At 57.1% G+C, this 22,820-nt stretch carries 23 protein-coding genes; 9 read left to right on the top strand and 14 right to left on the bottom strand.

Translation table 11 applies throughout. From position 1 onward, the window contains the following. Window positions 1-11: 11 nt before the first annotated feature. Entirely contained in the window at window positions 12-956 is a 945-nt protein-coding gene (gene znuA / locus ACI2JR_RS08560) for a zinc ABC transporter substrate-binding protein ZnuA (protein WP_132724740.1), read from the bottom strand. A 78-nt stretch (window positions 957-1,034) separates the two neighbouring features. On the opposite strand from znuA, the gene znuC reads away from it, so the two are divergent. Both znuC and znuB read left to right on the top strand, forming a co-directional pair. Further along, window positions 1,035-1,787, top strand: coding sequence for a zinc ABC transporter ATP-binding protein ZnuC (gene znuC, locus ACI2JR_RS08555; RefSeq protein WP_132724742.1), 753 nt, complete (start codon window positions 1,035-1,037; stop codon window positions 1,785-1,787). Beyond that, on the top strand, window positions 1,787-2,572 hold the full coding sequence (znuB, locus tag ACI2JR_RS08550) for a zinc ABC transporter permease subunit ZnuB (RefSeq protein WP_132724744.1): 786 nt from the start codon (window positions 1,787-1,789) through the stop codon (window positions 2,570-2,572). The genes znuC and znuB overlap by 1 nt, the downstream gene beginning before the upstream one ends. A gap of 63 nt (window positions 2,573-2,635) precedes the next feature. Here the strand turns inward: znuB and ruvB are convergent, their stop codons facing one another. From ruvB to aspS, 6 genes are all read right to left on the bottom strand, one after another. Further along, the gene (ruvB, locus tag ACI2JR_RS08545) at window positions 2,636-3,646 is read right to left on the bottom strand and encodes a Holliday junction branch migration DNA helicase RuvB (RefSeq protein ID WP_132724746.1); all 1,011 of its coding nucleotides are present in this window, start codon (window positions 3,644-3,646) and stop codon (window positions 2,636-2,638) included. An 8-nt stretch (window positions 3,647-3,654) separates the two neighbouring features. After that, window positions 3,655-4,266, bottom strand: coding sequence for a Holliday junction branch migration protein RuvA (ruvA, locus tag ACI2JR_RS08540; RefSeq protein ID WP_132724748.1), 612 nt, complete (start codon window positions 4,264-4,266; stop codon window positions 3,655-3,657). Window positions 4,267-4,345: 79 nt separating this feature from the next. Continuing rightward, on the bottom strand, window positions 4,346-4,867 hold the full coding sequence (gene ruvC, locus ACI2JR_RS08535) for a crossover junction endodeoxyribonuclease RuvC (protein WP_462478332.1): 522 nt from the start codon (window positions 4,865-4,867) through the stop codon (window positions 4,346-4,348). Window positions 4,868-5,009: 142 nt separating this feature from the next. Beyond that, complete coding sequence (locus ACI2JR_RS08530; RefSeq protein ID WP_132724752.1) at window positions 5,010-5,750, bottom strand: YebC/PmpR family DNA-binding transcriptional regulator; 741 nt, start codon at window positions 5,748-5,750, stop codon at window positions 5,010-5,012. A gap of 60 nt (window positions 5,751-5,810) precedes the next feature. Then, window positions 5,811-6,254, bottom strand: a complete 444-nt coding sequence (gene nudB, locus ACI2JR_RS08525) for a dihydroneopterin triphosphate diphosphatase (RefSeq protein WP_462478331.1) — start codon at window positions 6,252-6,254, stop codon at window positions 5,811-5,813. A gap of 1 nt (window position 6,255) precedes the next feature. Further along, window positions 6,256-8,043 carry an aspartate--tRNA ligase gene (gene aspS / locus ACI2JR_RS08520; protein WP_132724756.1) on the bottom strand — a complete coding sequence of 596 codons (1,788 nt, stop codon included), beginning with the start codon at window positions 8,041-8,043 and terminating at the stop codon, window positions 6,256-6,258. 268 nt (window positions 8,044-8,311) lie between these two features. Between aspS and ACI2JR_RS08515 the strand changes: the two genes are divergently transcribed. The 5 genes from ACI2JR_RS08515 to cmoB are packed head-to-tail and all read left to right on the top strand — an operon-like array spanning window position 8,312 to window position 11,935. Beyond that, the gene (locus ACI2JR_RS08515; protein ID WP_462478330.1) at window positions 8,312-8,878 is read left to right on the top strand and encodes a hydrolase; all 567 of its coding nucleotides are present in this window, start codon (window positions 8,312-8,314) and stop codon (window positions 8,876-8,878) included. Continuing rightward, window positions 8,875-9,693 carry a DUF72 domain-containing protein gene (locus ACI2JR_RS08510; protein ID WP_462478329.1) on the top strand — a complete coding sequence of 273 codons (819 nt, stop codon included), beginning with the start codon at window positions 8,875-8,877 and terminating at the stop codon, window positions 9,691-9,693. Before ACI2JR_RS08515 ends, ACI2JR_RS08510 begins: the two co-directional genes overlap by 4 nt. Window positions 9,694-9,746: 53 nt before the next feature. Continuing rightward, window positions 9,747-10,142: an MAPEG family protein gene (locus ACI2JR_RS08505; protein WP_132724762.1), complete on the top strand. Its 396-nt coding sequence runs from the start codon at window positions 9,747-9,749 to the stop codon at window positions 10,140-10,142. A gap of 39 nt (window positions 10,143-10,181) precedes the next feature. Further along, window positions 10,182-10,925, top strand: a complete 744-nt coding sequence (cmoA, locus tag ACI2JR_RS08500) for a carboxy-S-adenosyl-L-methionine synthase CmoA (RefSeq protein ID WP_132724764.1) — start codon at window positions 10,182-10,184, stop codon at window positions 10,923-10,925. Then, window positions 10,922-11,935, top strand: coding sequence for a tRNA 5-methoxyuridine(34)/uridine 5-oxyacetic acid(34) synthase CmoB (cmoB, locus tag ACI2JR_RS08495; RefSeq protein ID WP_132724766.1), 1,014 nt, complete (start codon window positions 10,922-10,924; stop codon window positions 11,933-11,935). Before cmoA ends, cmoB begins: the two co-directional genes overlap by 4 nt. 88 nt (window positions 11,936-12,023) lie before the next feature. On the opposite strand, the gene cutC is transcribed toward cmoB, so the two are convergent. Together cutC and ACI2JR_RS08485 are read right to left on the bottom strand one after the other, a co-directional pair. Continuing rightward, window positions 12,024-12,767, bottom strand: a complete 744-nt coding sequence (cutC, locus tag ACI2JR_RS08490; RefSeq protein WP_132724768.1) for a copper homeostasis protein CutC — start codon at window positions 12,765-12,767, stop codon at window positions 12,024-12,026. Window positions 12,768-12,843: 76 nt separating this feature from the next. Further along, window positions 12,844-13,413: a VOC family protein gene (locus tag ACI2JR_RS08485; RefSeq protein WP_462478328.1), complete on the bottom strand. Its 570-nt coding sequence runs from the start codon at window positions 13,411-13,413 to the stop codon at window positions 12,844-12,846. Between the two features lie 230 nt (window positions 13,414-13,643). Here ACI2JR_RS08485 and argS point away from each other — a divergent pair, with 230 nt between their 5' ends. Further along, the gene (gene argS, locus ACI2JR_RS08480; protein ID WP_462478327.1) at window positions 13,644-15,377 is read left to right on the top strand and encodes an arginine--tRNA ligase; all 1,734 of its coding nucleotides are present in this window, start codon (window positions 13,644-13,646) and stop codon (window positions 15,375-15,377) included. A gap of 394 nt (window positions 15,378-15,771) precedes the next feature. On the opposite strand, the gene ACI2JR_RS08475 is transcribed toward argS, so the two are convergent. Continuing rightward, window positions 15,772-16,911, bottom strand: a complete 1,140-nt coding sequence (locus ACI2JR_RS08475) for a glycoside hydrolase family 105 protein (protein WP_462478326.1) — start codon at window positions 16,909-16,911, stop codon at window positions 15,772-15,774. 4 nt (window positions 16,912-16,915) lie between these two features. Further along, a complete protein-coding gene (locus ACI2JR_RS08470; protein ID WP_132724776.1) occupies window positions 16,916-18,499 on the bottom strand; it encodes an MFS transporter in 1,584 nt (527 codons plus the stop codon). 508 nt (window positions 18,500-19,007) lie between these two features. On the opposite strand from ACI2JR_RS08470, the gene uspC reads away from it, so the two are divergent. Further along, window positions 19,008-19,436, top strand: coding sequence for a universal stress protein UspC (gene uspC, locus ACI2JR_RS08465; RefSeq protein WP_462478325.1), 429 nt, complete (start codon window positions 19,008-19,010; stop codon window positions 19,434-19,436). A 26-nt stretch (window positions 19,437-19,462) separates the two neighbouring features. Here uspC and otsA read toward each other — a convergent pair whose 3' ends face one another. The 3 genes from otsA to araH all read right to left on the bottom strand — a co-directional run bounded on the left by otsA (window position 19,463) and on the right by araH (window position 22,806). Next, the gene (otsA, locus tag ACI2JR_RS08460; protein WP_132724780.1) at window positions 19,463-20,887 is read right to left on the bottom strand and encodes an alpha,alpha-trehalose-phosphate synthase; all 1,425 of its coding nucleotides are present in this window, start codon (window positions 20,885-20,887) and stop codon (window positions 19,463-19,465) included. Further along, window positions 20,862-21,665 carry a trehalose-phosphatase gene (gene otsB / locus ACI2JR_RS08455; protein WP_462478324.1) on the bottom strand — a complete coding sequence of 268 codons (804 nt, stop codon included), beginning with the start codon at window positions 21,663-21,665 and terminating at the stop codon, window positions 20,862-20,864. Before otsB ends, otsA begins: the two co-directional genes overlap by 26 nt. Before the next feature lie 160 nt (window positions 21,666-21,825). Beyond that, complete coding sequence (gene araH, locus ACI2JR_RS08450) at window positions 21,826-22,806, bottom strand: L-arabinose ABC transporter permease AraH (RefSeq protein ID WP_462478355.1); 981 nt, start codon at window positions 22,804-22,806, stop codon at window positions 21,826-21,828. Between the last annotated feature and the right edge of the window lie 14 nt (window positions 22,807-22,820).

Raw genomic sequence — 22,820 nt, 5'->3', positions numbered from 1 at the left:
TCACTTCCTCGTTAATCTCCTTTCAGGCAGCTCGAATACTGTTTCGCCAGTTGGTTGAGGAACTGCGGGTAACTTTCTTTACCCAGCTTAATTCCAATGCCAAGTGGGTCCAGGGTTCCCATGCGCACGGAGGTGCCTCTGGCAACAGCTTCTATGACGGCTGGCCTGAACTGTGGCTCAGCAAAAACGCAGGTCGCTTTTTGCTCAACCAACTGTGTTCTGATTTCGTGTAAACGCTGCGCACCAGGCTGTATTTCAGGGTTAACGGTGAAATGACCAAGCGATGTCAGACCGTAGTGTTTTTCAAAGTAGCCATAGGCATCATGAAAAACGAAATACCCTTTCCCGTTCAGCGGTGCGAGCTCGTTACTCACCTGCTTATCGGTTGAGGCTAAGTTTGCCTCAAATTCTTTCAGGTTTGCGTCAAGTTTGGCTCGACTCTGCGGCATAAGTTCCAATAATTTATCGTGGATTGCAACCGCCGAAAGCCGCGCTATCTCTGGGGATAACCACAGATGCATGTTGTAGATACCGTGATGGTGATCGTGGTCACTATTTTCACCTGCGCCGTGGTGATGATCGTCATCATCGTCGTCGTCATCCGCCCCTTTCATCAGCAACGGTTTCACGCCGGCAAGCTCGGCAATCGTCACCTTTTTATTCGGCGCAATGCTTTGCGTTGACTTATCCATAAACGCCTCCATCTCTGGACCAATCCAGACCACTAAGTCTGCGTTCTGTAAGCGTTTTACATCAGAAGGTCGCAATGAATAATCATGCTCTGAGGCGCCGTCCGGCAGGAGAACCTGGGTATCGGTGACGCCGTCGGCGATAGCGGAAGCGATAAAGCCTAACGGTTTCATTGAGGTAACAACGGCGGCGTTAGCCGCAGAGGTTTGAGTGAACAAAAAAACGGCGCCAAGTCCAGCGCAAAGAAGCGTATTTTTATGTAACATAATGCGTCTAGTCATCGTAATGAATGAGAAAGATGTGATATTATAACATTCACTAGCTTGTGCAACCCCTAATTTGACATGACAAATCTTGTAACTCTGGAAAACGTCTCGGTCGCCTTCGGCCAAAGACGCGTGTTGTCTGACATTTCGCTGACGCTAAAGCCCGGCAAAATTTTGACTCTACTCGGCCCCAACGGCGCGGGTAAATCGACGCTTGTGCGGGTCGTTCTCGGACTGGTAGCACCGACTGACGGTGTTATCAAGCGCGAGAGCAACCTGCGAATTGGTTACGTCCCGCAAAAACTCCACCTCGATGCCACGATGCCGCTCACCGTCAACCGGTTTATGCGTTTACGTCCCGGCACCCATAAACGGGATATTCTGCCGGCGCTGAAGCGCGTCCAGGCCGGGCATCTGATCGATGCGCCGATGCAGAAGCTCTCCGGTGGCGAGACCCAACGCGTACTGCTAGCCCGCGCCCTGCTGAACCAACCGCAGCTGCTGGTGCTTGATGAGCCGACCCAGGGCGTCGATGTCAACGGTCAGGTTGCGCTGTACGATCTGATCAACCAGCTGCGCCAGGAGCTTGATTGCTCGGTGCTGATGGTGTCGCACGACCTGCATCTGGTGATGGCGAAAACCGATGAGGTTCTGTGCCTGAATCAGCATATTTGCTGTTCCGGTACGCCGGAAGTGGTCTCGCTGCATCCGCAGTTCATCTCGATGTTCGGCCAGCGCGGTGCGGAACAGCTGGGTATTTATCGTCACCATCATAATCACCGCCATGACCTGCAGGGGCGGATTGTACTGCGTCGGGGAAATGAGCGCTGATGATTGAATTACTGTTACCCGGCTGGCTGGCCGGGATGATGCTTGCCTGTGCGGCAGGCCCGCTGGGATCGTTTGTCGTCTGGCGGCGGATGTCTTATTTCGGCGATACGCTGGCCCATGCCTCTTTGCTTGGCGTCGCTTTCGGCCTGCTGCTGAACGTTAATCCGTTTTATGCGGTGATCGCGGTGACGCTGCTGCTGGCCGGCGGCCTGGTGTGGCTCGAAAAACGCCCGCATCTGGCGCTGGATACTCTGCTGGGGATCATGGCGCACAGCGCGCTGTCGCTCGGTCTGGTGGTGGTCAGCCTGATGTCGAATATTCGCGTCGACCTGATGGCCTACCTGTTTGGCGATCTGCTGGCGGTTACCCCGCAGGACCTGATCTCTATCGCCATCGGCGTGGTGATTGTGCTGGCGATCCTGCTCTGGCAGTGGCGGAACCTGCTGTCGATGACCATCAGCCCTGACCTCGCCTTTGTCGATGGCGTAAAGCTGCAGCGGGTGAAATTACTGCTGATGCTGGTGACCGCGCTGACCATCGGCGTGGCGATGAAGTTCGTCGGCGCGCTGATCATTACTTCGCTACTGATCATTCCCGCCGCAACGGCTCGCCGCTTCGCGCGCACGCCGGAGCAGATGGCCGCGGTCGCGGTCGGCGTCGGTATCGTGGCGGTAACGGGGGGGTTGACCCTCTCGGCGTTTTACGACACGCCGGCCGGGCCGTCGGTGGTCCTCTGCGCTGCGCTGCTGTTTATCTTCAGTATGATGAAGAAATCCGCCGCCTGAGTTATCGTTCCCCCGGTCGCGCGATGCAGAGCGGGGGAACGGTCTGTGATCCGGGAATGACGGCTACGGCATGGCCGGCGGCGTGATGCCAAAGTGATTCCAGGCGCGCACCGTCGCCATCCGGCCACGCGGCGTTCGCTGCAAAAAGCCTTGCTGAATCAGGTACGGCTCCAGCACATCCTCAATGGTTTCCCGCTCTTCGCCGATCGCCGCCGCCAGGTTATCCAGGCCCACCGGTCCGCCGAAGAACTTATCAATCACCGCCAGCAGAAGTTTGCGGTCCATATAATCGAACCCCTCCGCATCAACGTTGAGCATGTCCAGCGCCTGAGCGGCGATGTCCAGCGATATGGTGCCATCATGGCGTACCTCGGCAAAGTCACGCACCCGGCGCAGCAGGCGGTTGGCGATACGCGGCGTGCCACGCGCCCGGCGCGCCACTTCCAGCGCCCCTTCTTCGCTCATTTCCAGCCCCATAAAGCGGGCGCTGCGGCTGACGATATGCTGCAGGTCTGGGACCTGGTAAAACTCCAGCCGCTGTACGATGCCAAAACGGTCACGCAGCGGCGAGGTTAACGACCCCGCGCGCGTGGTGGCGCCAATCAGAGTAAACGGCGGCAGGTCGATTTTTATCGAGCGCGCCGCCGGCCCTTCGCCGATCATGATATCCAGCTGGTAATCTTCCATCGCCGGATACAGCACCTCTTCCACCACCGGGGAAAGTCGGTGTATTTCGTCGATAAACAGCACGTCGTGGGGTTCGAGGTTGGTCAACATGGCGGCCAGATCGCCCGCCTTCTCCAGCACCGGGCCGGAGGTCGTGCGCAAGTTAACGCCCATTTCATTGGCGACAATATTCGCCAGCGTGGTTTTCCCAAGCCCCGGAGGACCAAAGATCAGCAGGTGATCGAGCGCATCCCCGCGCAGCTTTGCCGCCTGGATAAAAATCTCCATTTGCGAACGCACCTGCGGTTGACCGACATACTCTGCCAGTAATTTGGGGCGGATTGCGCGATCGGCCGACTCTTCAAACCCGGTGCTGTCTGCTGAAACCAGCCTGTCTGCTTCAATCATCCCTTACCTCACAACGCGGCGCGAAGCGCTTCACGAATTAGCATTTCACTGTTGGCGTCCGGACGGGCGATTTTACTCACCATTCGGCTGGCCTCCTGAGGTTTATAGCCCAGCGCCACCAGCGCGGCAACCGCTTCCTGTTCGGCATCGTCATCGGACGGGCCGGCCGGCGAGGTCAGCACCAGATCGGCCGCCGGAGTAAACAGGTCGCCGTGCAGACCTTTGAAACGGTCTTTCATTTCAACGATCAGCCGCTCAGCGGTTTTTTTGCCGATACCCGGCAGTTTCACCAGTGCGGCAAGCTCCTCGCGCTCAACGGCATTGACGAACTGCTGCGCCGACATCCCGGAGAGGATCGCCAGCGCCAGCTTTGGCCCGACGCCGTTGGTTTTAATCAGCTCTTTGAAAAGGGTGCGCTCCTGCTTGTTATTAAAGCCATACAGCAACTGCGCATCTTCGCGAACGACAAAATGGGTGAAAACGACGGCTTCATGGCCCACATCCGGCAGTTCATAAAAACAGGTCATCGGCATATGTACTTCATAGCCCACGCCTCCCGTTTCCAGTAATACGAGCGGAGGTTGTTTTTCGAGAACGATGCCTCTGAGTCTGCCTATCACATGGAGCTCCTGCGTTAAGGGCGAAAGTATCTGCGGTATCATAAAAAAAGGCTGGATGAATATCCAGCCTGATTTGAGGTTATCGTAAGCGTCCGCGCGCCAGGTTGAGCCGCGTCTCGCCGATCTGCGCCGCGTTCTGACTGATGTGGCAGTGGGTGATGGCGATAGCCAGCGCATCCGCCGCATCCGCCTGCGGATTGGCCGGGAGTTTAAGCAACGTGCGCACCATGTGCTGCACCTGGCTTTTCTCCGCGCTGCCGATACCGACCACGGTTTGCTTCACCTGCCTGGCGGCATACTCAAAGACCGGCAGGTCCTGATTGGTCGCCGCCACAATCGCCACCCCGCGCGCCTGCCCCAGCTTCAGCGCTGAGTCGGCGTTTTTCGCCATAAATACCTGTTCGATGGCGAAATAATCGGGTTGGAACTGGGTAATGATTTCCGTCACCCCGGCGTAAATCAGCTTCAGGCGCGACGGCAGATCGTCAACCTTAGTGCGAATACAACCGCTGCCAAGGTAGCTCAACTGCCGTCCGACCTGATGAATAACGCCGTAACCGGTAATGCGTGACCCCGGGTCAATACCGAGAATAATCGCCATCACGCCCCTCCGGTTAACGATAAGCGCTGCCCTGAAGATTTCAGCTCACCGGCAGGCCACCACTCAGAGAATCCCCGGCCGCGTGAAGCAACAACGCAACCGGGACGAGCTACGGCACCTGCGGGCTGAAAAATAACGGGGATCACAGCGTTGCTGCGACCTCATCAGAGATCTCACCGTTATGATACACTTCCTGTACGTCGTCGCAGTCTTCCAGCATATCGATCAAACGCAGCAGTTTCGGTGCGGTTTCCGCATCCATATCCGCTTTGGTCGAGGGGATCATGGAGACTTCCGCCGCATCGGCCTTCAGACCGGCCGCTTCCAGCGCATCGCGTACCGCGCCCATATCTTCCCACGCGGTATAAACGTCAATCGCGCCGTCGTCATAGGCCACCACGTCTTCGGCACCGGCTTCCAGCGCCGCTTCCATAATCACGTCTTCATCGCCAGCTTCAAAAGAGATCACCCCTTTCTTGCTGAACAGATAGGCCACAGAACCATCGGTACCGAGGTTGCCGCCGGTTTTGCTGAAGGCGTGACGCACTTCGGCAACGGTACGGTTGCGGTTGTCACTCAGGCACTCAACCATCACCGCGGTGCCGCCAGGGCCGTAACCTTCATAGATGATGGTTTCCATGTTCGCGTCTTCGTCGCCGCCGACGCCACGGGCGATAGCGCGGTTCAGGGTGTCGCGGGTCATGTTGTTGGACAGCGCTTTATCGACTGCCGCACGCAGACGCGGGTTGGAGGCGACATCGCCGCCGCCCAGACGCGCAGCGGTAACCAGCTCACGAATGATTTTAGTAAAGATTTTACCGCGCTTGGCATCCTGTGCCGCTTTGCGGTGTTTGGTGTTGGCCCATTTACTATGACCTGCCATAAAAAACTCTCCAAAAATGCCTTCTTCCCGCAGCCTTCTGTGTGCAAAGGCCGGGGAATACTAGTCGGCGTTAATTACAAATTCTTCAATCGCCTGCCGGTTGCTCCACGACTTGGTTAACGCGGCGGCTTCCGCCGCATTCACCCAGCGGTAATCCAGATGCTCGGTAAAGACAATCTGGCGTTCTTGAGGAAGCGCAAGACAGAACCAAAATTCCGTATTGCGCTCTACGCCCGGCCCATAGCGATGACGTAAATGAGAAAATATCTCGAACTCCACCGTGCGCTGACAGTCGATTAAGGCCAGCTGCTCGCGAGCAACATCAATGGCGACCTCTTCCTTTACTTCACGCGCGGCGGCTTGCGCTGCGGTTTCCCCCGCTTCCAGGCTGCCGGTTACCGACTGCCAGAAAGCAGGATCATCGCGTCGCTGCAACATCAGCACCCGCTTCGTATCTTCGGCATAGATCACTACCAGAACGGAAACGGGAAGCTTGAATGACATCTTACTTATTCTCCGGAGACTCTTTTGTCTCCTTCGCCACAACCTGAATACCTAATTCGCCCAGCGATGCCGGATTGGCAAAGCTCGGCGCTTCGGTCATCAGACAGGCCGCCGCGGTGGTTTTCGGGAAGGCGATAACATCACGGATGTTATCGGTACCGGTCAGCAGCATGGTCAGACGGTCAAGACCGAAGGCCAGACCGGCGTGCGGCGGCGTACCGTATTTCAGCGCATCCAGCAGGAAGCCGAATTTTTCACGCTGTTCTTGTTCGTTGATGCCCAGGATGCCGAATACCGTCTGCTGCATATCGCCATTGTGGATACGCACGGAACCGCCGCCCACTTCATAGCCATTGATAACCATATCGTAGGCGTTAGCAATCGCCGTTTCCGGCGCGGCTTGCAGCTCGTCGGCTGTCATATCGCGCGGCGCGGTAAACGGGTGGTGCATCGCGGTCAGGCCGCCTTCGCCATCGTCTTCAAACATCGGAAAGTCGATAACCCACAGCGGCGCCCATTTGGCTTCGTCAGTCAGGCCCAGGTCTTTACCCAGTTTCAGACGCAGCGCGCCCAGCGCATCGGCAACCACTTTCTTGTTGTCGGCACCGAAGAAAATCATGTCGCCGTCCTGCGCGCCGGTGCGCTCAAGGATCGCTTCGACGATTTCCGCGTTGAGGAATTTCGCCACCGGGCTGGTGATGCCTTCGAGGCCCTGCGCGCGCTCGTTGACTTTCATATAGGCCAGGCCTTTCGCGCCGTAGATCTGTACGAACTTGCCGTACTCATCGATCTGCTTACGGGTCAACGCAGCGCCGCCGGGAACGCGCAGCGCGGCCACGCGGCCTTTCGCATCGTTCGCCGGGCCGGAGAAGACCGCGAATTCTACCGCGTTCACCAGATCGGCAATATCGACCAGCTCCATCGGGTTACGCAGATCCGGTTTATCAGAACCGTAGCGGCGCTCGGCTTCCGCAAAGGTCATGACCGGGAACTTGCCGAGGTCGACGCCCTTCACATCCAGCCACAGTTTGTGGACCAGCTCTTCCATCACTTCGCGCACCTGCGGTGCGGTCATAAAGGAGGTCTCCACATCGATCTGGGTGAATTCCGGCTGACGGTCAGCGCGCAGGTCTTCGTCACGGAAGCATTTGACGATCTGATAGTAACGGTCGAAGCCGGACATCATCAGCAGCTGTTTGAACAGCTGAGGAGACTGCGGCAGCGCGTAGAATTTACCTTTATGGACGCGGCTTGGCACCAGATAGTCACGGGCGCCTTCCGGGGTCGCTTTGGTCAGCATCGGGGTTTCGATATCAAGGAAACCGTGCTCGTCCATAAAGCGACGCACGAAGCTGGTGATTTTGGCGCGAGTTTTCAGGCGTTGGGCCATTTCCGGCCGACGCAGGTCCAGATAACGGTATTTCAGTCGTGCTTCTTCGGTGTTGACGTGATTGGAGTCCAGCGGCAGCGCCTCTGCACGGTTGATGATGGTCAGATCGGACGCCAGTACTTCGATGTCGCCGGTAGCCATGTCGCTGTTGACGTTTTTCTCGTCGCGCGCGCGTACGGTACCGGTGACCTGAATGCAGAACTCATTGCGCAGTTCGGAAGCCAGCTTTAACGCCTGGGCACGATCCGGATCGAAAAACACCTGCACGATGCCTTCGCGGTCACGCATATCGATGAAGATAAGGCTACCAAGATCACGACGACGGTTGACCCAACCACACAGAGTCACCTGCTGCCCCACGTGGGACAGACGTAGCTGTCCGCAATATTCTGTACGCATGAGATATCCCTTAACTTAGCCGCAGGCGGTTTGTTGCCTGCCTCGCAGGCGACGGAGTCGCAGCTTTAGCTGAATGTCACAACTGAATGAAAAAAGGCGGTCATTATAATAGAATTTCCGCCGCACGATAAGCCCGATGCAGTTTGTCCGTTGCTTTGCTGTACGCTTATTGCCTGTGCTCACAAAAATTAACAAAAATTGATACCCATGAGCACGATTGGCAACGGTATTGTAACGGCCAAACCACTGAACAAGATACGGGGATACCATGTTAGAACTCAATGCGAAAAAAACAGCGCTGGTGGTCATTGACCTGCAGGAAGGCATTTTGCCCTTCGCCGGCGGCCCACACCGCGCCGATGACGTCGTGACGCGCGCCGCCCGTCTGGCGGAAAAATGTCGCCAGCAGGGTTCACCTGTCGTCATGGTCCGCGTCGGCTGGTCCGCTGATTTCGCCGAAGCGCTGAAGCAACCGGTTGACGCCCAGGCCGGCGCGCACGCCCTGCCGGACAACTGGTGGACCTATCCGCAGACGTTAGGCAAACAGGACGGCGATATTGAGGTCACCAAACGCCAGTGGGGCGCCTTCTATGGTACCGACCTCGAGCTGCAGCTGCGCCGCCGCGGCATCGACACCATTATCCTCTGCGGGATTTCCACCAATATCGGCGTCGAATCCACCGCGCGTAACGCCTGGGAGCTCGGCTTTAATCTGGTGATCGCCGAAGATGCCTGCAGCGCGGCCTCTGCCGAACAGCACCAGGGCAGTATGACGCATATTTTCCCGCGCATCGCCCGCGTGCGCAGCACCGAGGACGTTCTCGCCGCCTTATGATGTATATCGGGCTTCCGCAATGGTCGCACCCCAAATGGGTGCGCCTGGGTATCACCAGCCTTGAAGAGTATGCTCGCCACTTTAACTGCGTGGAGGGCAACACCACCCTTTATGCGTTACCCAGGGACGAAATCGTCAGCCGCTGGTATGAACAAACCCACGACGACTTCCGCTTCTGCTTTAAATTTCCGGCGACCATTTCCCACCAGGCGGCGCTGCGTCATTGTGATGATTTAAGCCGCGAATTTTTTACCCGCATGGCGCCGCTGGAAAGCCGGATTGGCCAGTACTGGTTACAGCTGCCGGCCAGCTTTGGCCCCGCTGACCTTCCCGCCCTGTGGCAGTTCCTCGATACCTTACCGGCCGGTTTTACCTATGGCGTCGAGGTGCGGCATCCGGAATTTTTCGCCAAAGGAGAAGCCGAGCAGGCGCTCAACCGCGGCCTGCATCAGCGTAACGTCAACCGCGCCATCCTCGATAGTCGCCCCGTCCATAGCGCCATCGCGCGCACGCCGGCGATGCTCGACGCCCAGCGCAAAAAGCCCAAACTGCCGGTGCACGCGGTAGTCACCGCCAGCAATCCGCTGGTGCGCTTTATCGGCAGCGATGACATGGTGCAGAATCAGCAGCTGTTTGGCATCTGGCTGCAGACGCTCGCCAGATGGTGCCAGACCACCACCCCTTATCTGTTTCTCCACACGCCGGATATCGCCCAGGCCCCGGAGCTGGTGAACACCCTGTGGGCGGAGATACGTGCGGTATTGCCAGAGGTCGGAGCTGCGCCGTCAATTCCGCAGCAAAGCTCTCTTTTCTGATATCCTGCTATGATAGTCGGAGCCATCTGACAGAATAAAAGGGAGTTTTTTGTATGGTCAGCGCGCTGTACGCGGTTTTAGGTGCGTTATTGTTAATTAAGTTTTCGTTCGATGTCGTTCGCCTGCGCACGCAGTATCACGTTGGGTATGGCGACGGCGGTTTTAGCGAGCTGCAGGTGGCGATTCGCGTGCATGGCAACGCCGTTGAATATGTGCCCATCGGCATTATTCTGCTGCTGTTTATGGAAATGAACGGCGCCCAGAACTGGATGGTGCACGTCTGCGGCATTTTACTGATTGCCGGACGGCTGATGCATTCTTATGGTTTTCACCACCGGCTGTATAGCTGGCGCCGCTCGGGGATGAGCGCCACCTGGTGTTCCCTGTTGCTGATGGTGCTGGCTAATCTGTGGTATATGCCCTGGGAGTTGGTTTTCTCCTTACATTAGCGCACAATACGCCGTTTTCGTTTTTTCGGGTTTAACGTTATGTCTCACCGCGATACGCTTTTTTCCGCGCCGATTGCCAGTCTCGGCGACTGGACCTTTGATGAACGGGTTGCTGAAGTCTTCCCGGATATGATCCAGCGCTCTGTTCCCGGCTATTCCAATATTATTTCTATGATCGGCATGCTGGCCGAACGATTCGTCCAGCCAGAGACTCAGGTCTACGATCTCGGCTGTTCGCTCGGAGCGGCAACGCTCTCCATCCGGCGTAATATTGCTCATCCCGGCTGCAAAATTGTGGCGGTGGATAACTCCCCGGCCATGGTCGAACGCTGTCGTCGTCATATTGATGCCTACAAAGCGCCCACGCCGGTCGAGGTTGTGGAAGGCGACATTCGCGATATCACCATTGAGAATGCCTCGCTGGTGGTGCTGAATTTCACCATCCAGTTTCTTGCCCCCGCTGAACGCCAGGCGATCCTCGATAAAGTATACCAGGGGCTGAATCCCGGCGGCGCGCTGGTCCTGTCGGAGAAATTCAGCTTCGAAGATGCCGAGGTTGGCGAACTGCTGTTCAACATGCATCACGACTTTAAGCGCGCCAACGGCTACAGCGAACTGGAAATCAGCCAGAAGCGCAGCATGCTGGAAAACGTCATGCTGACCGACACGGTTGAGACCCATAAGGCGCGCCTGCGCCAGGCCGGTTTTGCACATGCCGAACTGTGGTTCCAGTGCTTTAACTTTGGTTCGCTGGTGGCGGTGAAATCCGGGGAAAAAGGATGATCGATTTCAGCAATTTCTATCAGCGAATTGCCAAAAGCCCGCTATCCCACTGGCTGGAAACGCTGCCTGCCCAGGTGGCCGCCTGGCAACGAGAGGCCCTGCACGGCAAGTTCCGTGAATGGGAGCGGGCGGTTGAGTTTCTGCCCGAGCTGGCGCCGCATCGGCTGGATCTGCTGCACAGCGTAACCGCCGAAGCCGAAACGCCGTTGAGCGAAGGTCATCGCCTGCGCGTTGAGAACCTGCTCAAAAACCTGATGCCATGGCGCAAAGGCCCCTACTCGCTTTACGGCGTGGATATCGATACCGAATGGCGTTCGGACTGGAAATGGGATCGCGTCTTGCCGCACCTTTCCGACCTGAGCGGACGGACGATCCTCGACGTCGGCTGCGGGAGCGGTTACCACATGTGGCGGATGATCGGCGCTGGCGCGCAGCTGGCGGTGGGGATTGACCCGACGCAGCTGTTTTTATGCCAGTTTGAAGCAGTGCGTAAGCTGCTGGGCAACGATCAGCGCGCGCATCTGCTGCCGTTAGGCATTGAGCAACTGCCGGCGCTGAATGCCTTTGATACCGTATTTTCGATGGGCGTACTGTACCATCGCCGTTCTCCGCTCGACCATTTATGGCAGTTAAAAGATCAGTTAGTTGAAGGCGGCGAGCTGGTTCTGGAAACGCTGGTGATTGAAGGGGATGAAAACACCGTTCTGGTGCCGGGCGACCGCTACGCGCAAATGCGTAACGTTTACTTTATCCCTTCGGCCGCGGCGTTGAAAATGTGGCTGGAGAAGTGCGGTTTTGTCGATGTCCGCATCGTGGATGTCGGCGTCACCACGACCGAAGAGCAGCGCCGCACCGGGTGGATGACCACCGAATCGCTGGCGGACTTCCTCGACCCTGCCGACAGCAGCAAAACCCTTGAAGGCTACCCGGCTCCGCAGCGCGCGGTCATTATTGCGACCAGACCGGAAACCCAGCAGTCGCTGGCGAAAAAAGCGGCGCAACGGAAATAAAGGCGAAAAAAAGACCCCTGTTGAAATGGCAGGGGCCTGGTACGGGCAATCATCATATTGGGCGACATGATGTGCGGCAAAAAATGGTTTAACCTCTCTGCGCAGAAATGATTTGCCTCATTTCTGCGACCGCTACGCCGTTAACGGCATAACGCGAATATTCATCTGCGTCGGCATCGGCCGACATCGACAGGCCAGAATGGCGAAACCGCATCGGCGAAGGGACCCATTGCCCGGCCGAGCTATGCACCTCTTTTACGCCTGCCTGGAGAAACTGCGCCAGGTTAGCCGCTCTTACCCCTGCGCCAGCCATAATGATTGGAGTATCGCCCAGGGCAATAAGTTCCGTAATTAATGAAAGACCTTTTTCTGCCGACGCCTGTTGGCCCGATGTCAGGATCCGCGCAACGCCTAAATCGGCCAGCGCGTGATAAGCCCGACGGGGATCCGCACACATATCAAACGCCCGGTGGAACGTCACCGCCAGGGGACCCGCCGCCGCCATAACGTTACCCATGCGGGGGATATCCACCTGACCGTCGGCATCGAGGATGCCGATCGCCACGCCGGGAAAACCCAGCTCTCTGACCATGGCGACATCGTCAAGCATCGCCGCAAACTCGCCTCCGGTATAGCAAAAATCGCCGCCACGCGGCCGAATAATCGGATGAACCGGGATGGTCACCGTTTCCCGGACCGTTTTCAATACGCCCAGCGATGGGGTTAAGCCACCTTCCCGAGGCGCGGCACACAGCTCAATTCGGTCGGCGCCGCGGCGCTGCGCCTCTTGCGCGCACTCCATGCTATAACAGCAAACTTCCAGTAACGTCATTTCCTTCTCCCTTCACTGCGCTGGCGACACAGCATGTCATGATTTATGGCTACAGAAACCGCGCCGCTTCACACTGTTACGCATCCGCTTGTTCACTGGCGACAATTTGCTCAATCGACCACGGATGAAACTTGACGGTGACGCTGCCGTCCGTCACCGCCAGCGTCGGATTCGGCAGGCGTTCGCGTTCCCCTTTCGGCGAGCTGGTTTTGACAAAAATGCCCGGCTGGCTCAGGCCTTCATCGGAAAGTAACGCCAGCGCCCGCGCGTTCAGCGAATCCGGCTCGCCCGGCAAGACGATTTCAACATGCTCCCACCCCTCGTGCGGGTAACGCTTCTCCCCCGGCCACGGCAGCTCAACCACCTGAAAGCGCCAGTGGGCAACGCAGATCGGTTCATCAAGTTTAAACAGACAGATAGGACGCCCGTTGATCGTATTTTCCGACAGCAGCGTACCGCACCGTTCGAAGCCGCGGCGCCAGCGCTCCGCCGTGGTATTCTGGTGGCAACGCAATGAAATATGGTCCGCCGCAAGCGGCGCGATATCCAGCCCCAGCCGGTTGGCCAGGCCGTTCAACGCGGCGCTAAAGCGCGGCAGGTCCGAGAAAATATCGTCAAGTTCATCAATTTGCTGCCAGTTCGCCATTCGTAACCTCAATCCACGCCAAAGAGCGTTAATTTATCGCGTTTCCCGGCGGCGACCAACCGGGAATCCTCTCCGGCGTCCGCTGAGTGGCTATTGATTAAGCGTGCCGCCCGCCAACGCGCGCGCGGTGCTGACGCATGAGCGCAAATGCAGTATACTCCCGGCCTAATTTGTCCACATTCCGGCGCCGCCCCGTAGGGGTTATCGCGCCTTAAAAGTAAGGTATTCCGGTGAATATTCAGGCTCTTCTCTCAGAAAAAGTCAGCCAGGCCCTGATCGCGGCAGGCGCCCCTGCCGATTGCGAACCTCAGATCCGCCAGTCAGCAAAAATCCAGTTCGGCGACTATCAGGCCAACGGCGTGATGGCAGTGGCGAAAAAACTGGGTATGGCGCCACGACAACTCGCAGAGCAGGTGCTGTCTCATCTCGACCTGAACGGGATCGCCAACAAGGTCGAAATCGCCGGGCCTGGCTTTATCAATATTTTCCTCGATCCGGCCTTTTTAGCGGACAGCGTCAACAGCGCGCTGACCTCAGAGCGTCTGGGCGTCGCCCAACCGGAGCCACAGACGGTGGTTATCGATTACTCGGCCCCGAACGTGGCGAAAGAGATGCACGTCGGCCACCTGCGTTCCACGATTATCGGTGATGCCGCGGTGCGTACCCTCGAGTTCCTCGGGCATAACGTCATCCGCGCCAACCACGTCGGCGACTGGGGTACCCAGTTCGGCATGCTGATCGCCTGGCTGGAAAAACAGCAGCAGGAAAACGCCGGCGAGATGGCGCTGTCTGACCTCGAAGGCTTCTACCGCGATGCCAAAAAGCATTATGACGAAGATGAAGTCTTTGCCGAGCGCGCCCGTAACTACGTGGTGAAACTACAGGGCGGCGATGCTTACTTCCTCGAGATGTGGCGCAAGCTGGTCGACATCACTATGACCCAAAACCAGATCACCTACGATCGTCTGAACGTCACCCTGACCCGCGATGATGTGATGGGTGAAAGCCTGTACAACCCGATGCTGCCGGGCATCGTCGCCGACCTGAAAGCCAAAGGTCTGGCCGTCGAGAGCGAAGGCGCGACCGTGGTGTTCCTTGATGAATACAAAAACAAGGAAGGCGAACCGATGGGCGTCATCATCCAGAAAAAGGATGGCGGCTACCTCTACACCACCACCGATATCGCCTGTGCGAAATATCGTTATGAAACCCTGCACGCTGACCGGGTGCTCTACTACATCGATTCCCGTCAGCACCAGCACCTGATGCAGGCGTGGACGATCGTGCGTAAAGCCGGCTACGTGCCGGAGTCGGTACCGCTGGAACACCACATGTTCGGCATGATGCTGGGTAAAGACGGCAAGCCGTTTAAAACCCGTGCGGGCGGTACCGTGAAGCTCGCCGACCTGCTGGACGAAGCGCTGGAGCGCGCGCGCCGTCTGGTAGCCGAGAAGAACCCGGATATGCCTGCCGATGAGCTGGAGAAGCTGGCCAATGCGGTGGGTATCGGCGCGGTGAAATATGCCGACCTGTCGAAAAACCGCACCACCGACTATGTCTTCGACTGGGACAACATGCTGGCGTTTGAAGGCAACACCGCGCCGTATATGCAGTATGCCTATACCCGCGTGCTGTCCGTGTTCCGTAAAGCGGACGTCGACGAAAACGCGCTGGCCGCGGCGCCGGTTATCATTAGCGAAGCGCGTGAAGCGCAGCTGGCCGCGCGCCTGCTGCAGTTTGAAGAGACCCTGACCGTGGTTGCCCGTGAAGGCACGCCGCATGTAATGTGCGCTTACCTCTACGATCTGGCCGGTCTGTTCTCCAGCTTCTACGAGCACTGCCCGATCATCACCGCCGACAGCGAAAGCGCGCGCAACAGCCGCCTGAAACTGGCGCAGCTGACCGCGAAAACGCTGAAGCTGGGTCTGGATACGCTGGGCATTGAGACCGTTGAACGTATGTAATCGCGATGCAGACATAAAAAACCCGGCGCTGTTTGCCTGATGCCGAGCGTTTAAGGATGCATTGCCCGCTCCTGTGGCGATATAAGAATCCGTAATCTCACCGTGATTACGGATTTTTTTATGCTGTTCAGCCGGGTTATCAACCTCTCTGGCCGGCGACCCCGTAGCTGACGTCGCCGTTAAGCAGGAGATTTCTTTTTTACACGGGTTTGGGCACAGGAGGTGTGTGGCTCGTTCTGTGGAATATTCCGCTGGAATGTTCTGTGCACGGTGAATCCGTTTTTTTTCTCCTCCTCCGCGGCGGACGAACGGCACGGGGGCGTTTCGCCCGCCCCCGTGGCCTCCGGCAAGGCGCTGAAAACTGCCGCGGCGCGGCTTGCCAGGTTTTTTATTATCAGAAATATTTCCGCAGATACTCCGTGAGGCACAGAATCGCCATCGCCTGGCCGTACGGCATTGAGGTCAACGGAATATCACGATAGAAATCGAGAGTCGACCCCATCCCGGTACCAAACGACGTTTGCCGCAGCTCGCCCTGCGCAGAGATATGGCTCACAATCCCGCGAATGGCCTTCTCCGCGATGCCGGCATATTCCCGACTGACGTAGCGCTTACGCACCGCTTTCAGGATGCCGTAGGCGAACCCGGCCGTCGCCGAGGCTTCAGGATAAGAGTGCGGATCGTCCAGCAGCGTATGCCACAGGCCGCTGTCGTCCTGACATTTCGCCAGCGCGGCAATTTGGGCGGTCAGAACCTGGATCAGATAGCGCCTGACGGCGCTGTGTTCCGGGAGAGCGACCAGTTCGAGGAAGTCCGGAATCACCATCGTCAACCAACTATTACCGCGTGCCCAGCGCGCGCGCGCGAAGTTATGCTGGCCGTCATAGCTCCAGCCGTGGAACCACAGCCCGGTCTCACGATCCATCAGGTTCTGTACGTGGAGTAAGAACTGATAGGTGGCTTCTTCCACATACTGCGGCCGATCGAGCAATTTACCGATTTTCGCCAACGGCAGCACGGTCATCATCAAGGTATCGTCCCACATCTGCTGATGATTTTCCTCCGCCAGGGTGATGTGCTGCATCCCGCCGTGATCGGTGCGCGGCATCTCATACATCGCCCACTCCGCCCAGCTGTCGAGCCAGGGTAAGTACTCCTGCCTGCCCGTCTCTTCGTAGCGGTAAGCCAACGTTAAGAAAGGCGCCATGGTATTGACGTTTTTGGTCGTGGCGCCTTCGGCAAAGCGCTCGGCAAACCAGTCGTCGATAATATCGCGCATTGCGACATCCCCGGTCTGCTGGTAATACTGATGAATGCCGTACAGACCCACGCCATGGGTCCATTCCCAACCGGCCCACCCTTTGGTGTCAATCACCCGCCCGTCGTCCAGCCGCAGCAGAAACGTCCCCTCTTCATCCCGGATATTGATCAGGCTATGGGTCACTTTTTGGATCAGCGCCTGCAACTCATGACGGGCGATAAAATGCTCCGGCTGACGCAGTAGCGGGCTATGTTTGACAGGCCAAACCTTCATATCTTTAACCTCTGTTATATGTCGAATTCAATTCAGCGCCCTGCTTGAGCGATGGCGCAGCAGGTTTATTACGATTCAGATAACCAATATTGTTATTTCCCCACAGAGAGGCGTACGGCATCCCGGCCAGCATCTCGACTATCGCACGGTCTTCGGCGCGCGCCAGCTCCGGCTGGGGGCGACCTGACTGGCGCATTTTCTGCGTTTCGGCCCGCAGCACGCTATGCGTCGCGAGGTTGAGCTTAAAGCGCAGGGAGACGAGGAAGCCGCAGGCCAGCACCAGCAGCGTACCCACGCTGAGGATCAATAAAATGGTGTGGCTGACTTCATAGGGCTGGGTCTTCTGCCCGGAGACAAAGCCGGACAGCTGCATAATGATCCCCACCAACATCACCGCCCCCGCCTGCGAGGCTTTACGCGTCAGCGTCATGATGCCGGCGAAAATGCCCTCGCGGCGCTGCCCGGTAATAACCTCATCGACATCAGCGATGTAGGTGTAGGTGTTCCACGGCACGTAGTTAATCCCACCGCGCCCCAGGCCGGCAATGGCGGAGACCAGCAGCAGTAGCGAGTAGATGTCGCTCAGGCCGGCATAGTAGAGCATCGCATATGACAGAGAGCTCAAGCCGAACAACACCACCACCATGCGATAAGACGGCGCCGGGCCAAAGCGAATGCACAGCGGAATCATGGCGATCACCGCAATAAACTGGAAGATGGCCATCGTACCCAGCAGGTTGGAGGCCATCGAGGCTTCCTGCATCAGCACAAAGACCACGTAGTAGGTGAAGACGGCGTTGAAGACGTCCTGGGCGATATAGCCGCCGAGGTACATGCCTAAATGCTGACGGAAAATCTTAATCCGCAGCGTCGAACTCAGCTCAATAAACAGGCGGTTAAGGCTCTGAGCCAGCGAGAGGTTACGCTTCTCTTCTTCGGCACGCAGCGCCGCCTCCGACCACGCTTCACGCGGCCGTTCCCAGGTAAAGCACCAGACGAAGGTCAGCATTAGCGCACACAGTACCGAGAACACCAGGCTGGCGTAAAAGAAGGAGATGGCGTTGTCCTTGCCAAAGTGGCTCAGCAGAACGCCCGGCAGGAACGATGCCAGAATGGCCGACATCTGCGCCATGGAAATGCGCGCTCCGGAAAATTTCGTTTTCTGCTTAAAATCGTCGGTCATTTCCGGTACCAGCGTTTCGTATGGCACCAGAATCATGGTGTAGACGATATCAAACAGCAGATAGGTCAGCAGGTAGTACCAGAATCCCATGTCGCCAACCCACATGATCGAGTAGCTAAACACACAGGGAATACCTAACAGAATAAAGAACTTGCGTCGGCCAAAGCGTTTGCCCAGCCAGGTGGTGCCAAAGTTATCCGTCAGAAAGCCCATCAGCGGACTAATCACCGCATCCAGTACCCTCGCCGTCGCGAAGATTAACGTCGCTTCGATAGGCGTCAGACCACAAAACGTTGTATAAAAATAGAGTAACCATGCCGCGGTGAGTGCTGTGGTCCCCGCGCCCAGAAAATCGCCCGATCCATAGGCAAGGTAGTTAGCCAAACCGATTTTACGTGTTTTCATCGCCGTAAATCCTGTGTCTTTTGGAGAGAACTCCGACAATCTTTCTGGCTTAGAGCCTTTCCCGGTAGGCGACATTATTGCAGACGGTTCGGACACCGACAGCGCGAAACAACCGGCGATACGCCAGGTACATGAGGATGATTCGCGTCGTTCACCCGGAGCCGAACCGGCCAATAAAATAGCCTGATGGGTGAGGTTCTTAGCCAAAAGGGAGTTGGTACATGGCTACAGTAAAAGCATGGGGAGAGGGTTACCTTTTCATTTTTGCCAGCCCGCCCTCACCCATGGCAAAAATACAAAGAGTCAGCAGACGGGCTTCACCGATTTATAAAACAACATTTCTTTTATATCAAAACCGAAGACCATAACCGAGGACCAATGACCAGAAACGTGATTTATTACCCACGGATTGCGTGCTTTTGGCGCATGGCGAATAGACCTTGCGGGAGAATGGAAATCGGAGTAAAGAAAGTAAGAGGGGTTATTTTGCGTATCTTAAGGAGGCTTGATGCCCTACTCACATCTGTTAGTTGCCGTTGCGCCCACGCCGGAAAGCCGCATACTGATCGCGAAGGCGGTCTCCATCGCCCGCCCGCTGGCGGCCAAAGTCAGCCTGATCACCCTGGCGACCGATCCGGAGTTGTATAATCAGTTCGCCGCACCGATGCTGGAAAATCTGCGGGATTTAATGCACGAAGAAACCCGCGATTTTCTCGCGGGACTGGCCGCAGAGGCCGGTTATCCGATCGGCAACCTCACGATCGCCAGCGGTGAGCTGTGTCACCATATCAAAGACTTTTGCCAGCAGCATCATGTCGACCTGGTCATTTGTGGCAACCACAATCAGAGCCTGTTTTCCCGCGCGACCTGCTCGGCGAAAAGTATCGTCGGCAGCAGCGGCGTGGATGTATTGCTGGTATCGCTGGAAAAAGGCTAACGCCGCAGCGTTAGCCTTAACCATGGTCAGGCAAGTTTAGGGAAAGTGGCGACTTTTCGTCGCAGCCGGCTCTCCTCGCTTCTCGGCTCAACCTGCTTTAGGTCGGTAATAAACCTTTCCTGCCAGTGGTGGATATCATTTTCCTTAATCACCGCCAGCATCGCCGAATGGCGCGCGATACGCTCCGCCAGCGGCATGGTCAGGCCGCGATCCAGCGCGGCTGCGACTTCATCACGATCGTAGGGATTGACGATAAGCGCGCTGGTCAGCTCATTCGCCGCGCCGGCAAACTGCGACAGTACCAGTACCCCTGGATTCTGCGGGTCCTGCGCGGCAACAAACTCTTTCGCCACCAGGTTCATGCCGTCGCGCAGCGGCGTCACTAAGCCGACGTCGGAATAGCGGAAGATTTTCATCAACAGCTTGCGTTCAAAATGTTGATTCAGATAGTAAAGCGGCGTCCAGCCCAGCTGGCCGTATTGGCCATTGATTCTGCCGCTGGCCGTTTCCAGCTGGTGGCGAATATCCTGGTAGGCCTGCACCTCGCCGCGCGATGTCGGCGCAATCTGCGTATAGCGAATCTTCCCGTGGTGCTGCGGATAGTTCTCCAGCAGGGCCTCATAGGCCAGAAAGCGCTCCGGGAGACCTTTGGAATAATCCAGCCGCTCAACGGAAAAGATATTTTGCACGCTCTTAAGCTCGCTTTTCAACTGGGCAAGTTTTGGCGGCAGCGGTCCCTTCGCGCTTCGCGCAATCTCCTCAGGATCGATACCTATTGGGTAGACCTCGGTGCGGAAATGTTTCCCCCAGGCTTCATGGCTCTTGCCGCCCCGGGTCACCAGCCGGGTCTGCAACGAAATACAGTCAAGAAACGCCAACCGATCGTTCTCGGTCTGGAAACCCAGCAGGTCGTAGTCGCAGAGCTGTTCCAGTAATTCGGCATGCGGGGGCAGCGCGTTAAAAATTTCTGGCGTCGGGAAAGGAATGTGCAAAAAGAAGCCAATCCGATTGTTTACCCCCTGCTTGCGCAGTTCACTGGCAAACGGCAGCAGGTGATAGTCATGAACCCATAGCATATCGTCGGCTTCCACCAGCGGTAGCAGCTTCTGCGCCAGGTTCGCATTGACCCGCAGATAGCCCTCCCAGGCCGGGCGCTGAAAATCCACGAGGTCCAGGCGATAGTGGAACGCCGGCCACAGTACCGCGTTGGAAAACTGGTTGTAGTACTCGTCATGATCCTGTTCGTTGAGGGTAAACGACGCCCAGGTGATATTGCCGCGCGTCACTTTATTCAGCGGCTTCTGGTCATCGCCGATTTCCCCGCTCCAGCCAAACCATAATCCTCCGGCGGCCTTCAGCGCGCCTAAAATTCCCACGGCCAGGCCACCCGCACTGGCCTTTTTATCATCCGGTGGCGCAATGCGATTAGATATTACGACTAAGCGCCCCATAGCCATTCCTCCTGTCGTTTTGCGCATCTGATAGTTGCTCATTATTTACGATGCTGTTTAGCCAATGGTGAACGGCCGCCACATCCGGCAGACGCCACTGCGCCAGGGTGTCGCCGTCCCCTACTTTTACCGACATGCCGCCCAGTTGATTCACCACGCCAAAGCCGGCTTCATCCGTCAAATCATCGCCCACGAAGACCGGTTCGCGCCCCTGAAAGGGCGCTTCCCGCATAAAAGTGGCAATGGCCTCTCCTTTATTGACTCCGCGTGGCTTGATCTCCACCACGCATTTGCCAGGCTGGAGCGCCAGAATGGGATAACGTTGAACCAGCCGTTGCGCCAGCGACAGCGCGGCATCCTGGTGCTGCGGCGCCTGGCGATAATGCAGCGCAAACGCCATCCCCTTGTGTTCCAGTTCACAGCCCGGCAGCGCGTCCAGCGCGGCGGTCAACTGCTCATCCAGCGCGTTGAGCAGCGCTTCCGGCAGTGTGACAATGTGCGTTTTACCATTGATATCGCGGCGTTCTGCCCCGTGAACACCGGCCAGCGGCAGCCGGTAAGGACGGGAAAGCTCATCAAGCTCCACCATTGAGCGCCCTGAAATCAATGCCACCGCCCCATCCTGTTGCTGCGCGAGCTGCCGCAGCGCCTGAAGCGCGTTCACCGGGATAACAACCTGATCGGGATGAGGTTTGATATCGGCAAGAGTACCGTCAAGGTCAAAGAAAAATGCATGATGTCCGGTTGGCACAGGCGGTACAGATATCTGGTCAGCCACCCTGTTCTCCTCCTTTCATGGTCAGCGTTACGCTGGTTGTTAACTAATTGTTAGCCATGTAAGTATAGACAGTGTGACCGAGCTCGCCATTTTTGATAGTTGTCGCCAGCGCAACGGGCGCTGGCGACATTCCAGGATTAAACTGAAAGGTTGGAAGTCATTAAACCGCACGTTTGGCTTTTTGCTTGTAGCGATCGAAGATCACCGCCGCCAGCAAAATCACGCCGCGGACCACATATTGCGAGAACGGCGAAATGTTAAGCAGGTTCATCGCGTTCTCGACGGTGCCAAGGATCAGGATCCCGGCCACCACGTAGGAGATTTTGCCGATCCCGCCTTTCAACGATACGCCGCCCAGCACGCAGGCCGAAATAACGATCAATTCATAGCCTATTGAAGTCATCGGCTGGCCGCTGGTCATTCGCGATGCCAGAATAATCCCCGCCGCCGCGGAGACCAGCCCGGAAAGCACGAAAATAATAATTTTGGTGCGGACGACCGGCACTCCCGCCAGACGGGCCGCCTCTTCATTCCCGCCTATCGCCAGGGTGTTGCGGCCAAAGGTGGTTTTATTGAGCAGCAGGCCAAACACGATCAGGCAGGCGACGGTCAGCCAGATCAGCGCCGGCAGGCCGAACCAGTTGGCGTAGCCTAAGGTGAAGAAGCGCTCATCTTCGATGCCCACCGCTTTACCATCGGAGATAATATAGGCCAGCCCGCGTACGATCTGCATCGTCGCCAGGGTGGTGATCAGGGCGTTAATTTTCAGCCGGGCAATCACGAAGCCGTTCACCAGCCCGCTGATCGCCCCCAGCAGCAGACCGGCGGCGATTCCCGTCCACAGGCTTTCCGTCAGATTGATCACGACGGCGGTGGTCACGCCGGCACAGGCGATGACCGAGGCTACCGAGAGGTCAAAATCGCCGGACGCCAGGCAAAACAGCATGCCGCAGGCCACCATACCGGACATCGAAATCGCCAGACCCAGCCCTTTCATATTGATGAATGAGGCAAAGTTCGGCACAAAAATAACGCAGCCGATAAACAGCACGGCAAAGACCACTAACATGCCAAACTGATCCCAGATACGGGCAAAGCTGAAGGCAGGTCGGCGGGTAGTTGAGGTGGTAACAGAGGACATCATAAGCTCCTTAC

The organism is Klebsiella sp. NPDC088457 (assembly GCF_044900465.1).
Classification (GTDB): Bacteria; Pseudomonadota; Gammaproteobacteria; order Enterobacterales; family Enterobacteriaceae; genus Klebsiella.
Note: the sequence above shows the minus strand (reverse complement) of the source record. Positions and strands in the feature narration are given on the sequence as shown.

Bases quoted from the DNA above. Each gene is read 5' to 3' on its own strand.
- ACI2JR_RS08485 (WP_462478328.1), bottom strand. From the start codon at position 13,413: ATGGCGAACTGGCAGCAAATTGATGAACTTGACGATATTTTCTCGGAC.
- znuB (WP_132724744.1), top strand. From the start codon at position 1,787: ATGATTGAATTACTGTTACCCGGCTGGCTGGCCGGGATGATGCTTGCC.
- otsA (WP_132724780.1), bottom strand. From the start codon at position 20,887: ATGGGGCGCTTAGTCGTAATATCTAATCGCATTGCGCCACCGGATGAT.
- ruvC (WP_462478332.1), bottom strand. From the start codon at position 4,867: ATGGCGATTATTCTCGGTATTGACCCGGGGTCACGCATTACCGGTTAC.
- cmoB (WP_132724766.1), top strand. From the start codon at position 10,922: ATGATCGATTTCAGCAATTTCTATCAGCGAATTGCCAAAAGCCCGCTA.
- cmoA (WP_132724764.1), top strand. From the start codon at position 10,182: ATGTCTCACCGCGATACGCTTTTTTCCGCGCCGATTGCCAGTCTCGGC.
- ACI2JR_RS08515 (WP_462478330.1), top strand. From the start codon at position 8,312: ATGTTAGAACTCAATGCGAAAAAAACAGCGCTGGTGGTCATTGACCTG.
- ACI2JR_RS08470 (WP_132724776.1), bottom strand. From the start codon at position 18,499: ATGAAAACACGTAAAATCGGTTTGGCTAACTACCTTGCCTATGGATCG.
- uspC (WP_462478325.1), top strand. From the start codon at position 19,008: ATGCCCTACTCACATCTGTTAGTTGCCGTTGCGCCCACGCCGGAAAGC.
- cutC (WP_132724768.1), bottom strand. From the start codon at position 12,767: ATGACGTTACTGGAAGTTTGCTGTTATAGCATGGAGTGCGCGCAAGAG.
- znuC (WP_132724742.1), top strand. From the start codon at position 1,035: ATGACAAATCTTGTAACTCTGGAAAACGTCTCGGTCGCCTTCGGCCAA.
- ACI2JR_RS08530 (WP_132724752.1), bottom strand. From the start codon at position 5,750: ATGGCAGGTCATAGTAAATGGGCCAACACCAAACACCGCAAAGCGGCA.
- ruvB (WP_132724746.1), bottom strand. From the start codon at position 3,646: ATGATTGAAGCAGACAGGCTGGTTTCAGCAGACAGCACCGGGTTTGAA.
- nudB (WP_462478331.1), bottom strand. From the start codon at position 6,254: ATGTCATTCAAGCTTCCCGTTTCCGTTCTGGTAGTGATCTATGCCGAA.
- ACI2JR_RS08505 (WP_132724762.1), top strand. From the start codon at position 9,747: ATGGTCAGCGCGCTGTACGCGGTTTTAGGTGCGTTATTGTTAATTAAG.
- araH (WP_462478355.1), bottom strand. From the start codon at position 22,806: ATGTCCTCTGTTACCACCTCAACTACCCGCCGACCTGCCTTCAGCTTT.
- znuA (WP_132724740.1), bottom strand. From the start codon at position 956: ATGTTACATAAAAATACGCTTCTTTGCGCTGGACTTGGCGCCGTTTTT.
- aspS (WP_132724756.1), bottom strand. From the start codon at position 8,043: ATGCGTACAGAATATTGCGGACAGCTACGTCTGTCCCACGTGGGGCAG.
- ACI2JR_RS08475 (WP_462478326.1), bottom strand. From the start codon at position 16,911: ATGAAGGTTTGGCCTGTCAAACATAGCCCGCTACTGCGTCAGCCGGAG.
- ACI2JR_RS08510 (WP_462478329.1), top strand. From the start codon at position 8,875: ATGATGTATATCGGGCTTCCGCAATGGTCGCACCCCAAATGGGTGCGC.